This window comes from Mesorhizobium sp. M5C.F.Ca.IN.020.32.2.1 (assembly GCF_004023105.1).
In the GTDB taxonomy this organism is placed as follows: Bacteria; Pseudomonadota; Alphaproteobacteria; order Rhizobiales; family Rhizobiaceae; genus Mesorhizobium; species Mesorhizobium wenxiniae.
The window spans coordinates 1-1,282 of sequence record NZ_RZSX01001265.1; the positions used below are offsets into that span (position 1 = coordinate 1).

The following is a 1,282-nucleotide window of genomic DNA, read 5'->3' on the forward strand; positions in this document are numbered from 1 at the left end:
CGCGGAACATAAATCATAGCCCCGAGTTATGAGCATGTGGCGTAGCGTAGGCAGAAGAGAAGTCTATTACTGAAAGAACAGCCCAGCAGAAATACAATAAAAAAATAACGCTGAAAGTTGGAAGCGAAAATGCTGTGTTTTCTGACGCCACCAATAAAAGCATATATGTAAATACAAGCGCCACATCGATCGCGAATCTCCACCGATTGATAAGTGGCTTTTTGCTTATCGAGCTGAGGTAGCCATCCCAGCTGAGTACCGTTGCATACAATGCGATGAGGACGATTGCTATTTGTTCAAACTCTGCCAGGTTAGGTGGTCTTGCTTCCTGAATCCAGTTTGCTCCCACCATTGTTGACCCGACGCCAATACTGATGGCCACTGCAAAGAGTCGCTTAACAAGATCTGCTCTGTTCGCAGCCCTTTCATCAAGAAGATGCGTCATTTTTGATCCCCCCAAGGTCACAGCGGAAAAAAAACTGATTCACGCCGCCGCTTTGCTCTTTCTACATGGAAAGTCAAAATTGTCGAAGGTGCTGCGTTTAAGGCTCCCTTAAGGCCACTAGTGACTGCGCCTCGCCACGGGTTCGACCTCAGCTTGCGAGGCGGCCAGGACCACACCGGCGACGTCCGGCGGCAGGTTGTCGCCCTTGTCCAGCAGGCGCAGGCCTTCGTTGATCAAGTGCTCGACGAGCCGGTATGGATAGGTCTCGTCGGGATACAAGGCCTCGATCACGGCCTTCAGTGCGCCGTCGCCGTCGAAGCTGCCTACATTCCACTTGGTACCAGCGCCGTCGGCCGTGCCGCGTGACACCCCCTGGTCGATAGCATGCGCCATAGCGAACTTGGCCGCATCGATGTCCGTGTTGAAACGTCCCGCCGAAGCCAGGGCTGTGAGCACGCGCTCGTTGCCGGCCGTTACGCCGATGGTCTTTTTGTCGGTCTTTTCCAACGCCATGGATCCGCCTCCTACCGGCTGACGATGCGCGTGTGCCGCGCGGTTTCACGGTTCAAGGTCCATTCGGCCTTGAGCCGCTCCTTCAGAGAGTCGCGGGCCATAGCTACCGGCAGTTCGTCCTCATAGACGAGAAGCACGACCTGATCGGCCATATCGGGCAGCGCGGCCACGATGCGGTTGCGGTGCGCGCCATCGAGACGCCCGAACGGAGAATCGATGAAGATTGGGCGGCGCAGCGGAGCGTTGTGGTGCAAGGCTGCCAGAAGTGAAAGAGCGACGACGTGTTCAGCGCCGGCCGAACGGATGGGAACGAGCGTTCCATCC

Annotated in this window: 2 protein-coding genes and 1 pseudogene; all 3 read right to left on the bottom strand. The window is 56.2% G+C overall.

The window, feature by feature from the left end; all coding sequences use genetic code 11:
* Nucleotides 1–13: 13 nt before the first annotated feature.
* A complete protein-coding gene (locus EOA86_RS35045; protein ID WP_128345670.1) occupies nucleotides 14–445 on the bottom strand; it encodes a hypothetical protein in 432 nt (143 codons plus the stop codon).
* Between the two features lie 117 nt (nucleotides 446–562).
* Complete coding sequence (locus EOA86_RS35050) at nucleotides 563–958, bottom strand: hypothetical protein (protein ID WP_128345672.1); 396 nt, start codon at nucleotides 956–958, stop codon at nucleotides 563–565.
* An 11-nt stretch (nucleotides 959–969) separates the two neighbouring features.
* Nucleotides 970–1,282, bottom strand: a pseudogene (locus EOA86_RS39120) (hypothetical protein); the annotation flags it as partial.

Bases quoted from the DNA above. Each gene is read 5' to 3' on its own strand.
- EOA86_RS35045 (WP_128345670.1), bottom strand. From the start codon at position 445: ATGACGCATCTTCTTGATGAAAGGGCTGCGAACAGAGCAGATCTTGTT.
- EOA86_RS35050 (WP_128345672.1), bottom strand. From the start codon at position 958: ATGGCGTTGGAAAAGACCGACAAAAAGACCATCGGCGTAACGGCCGGC.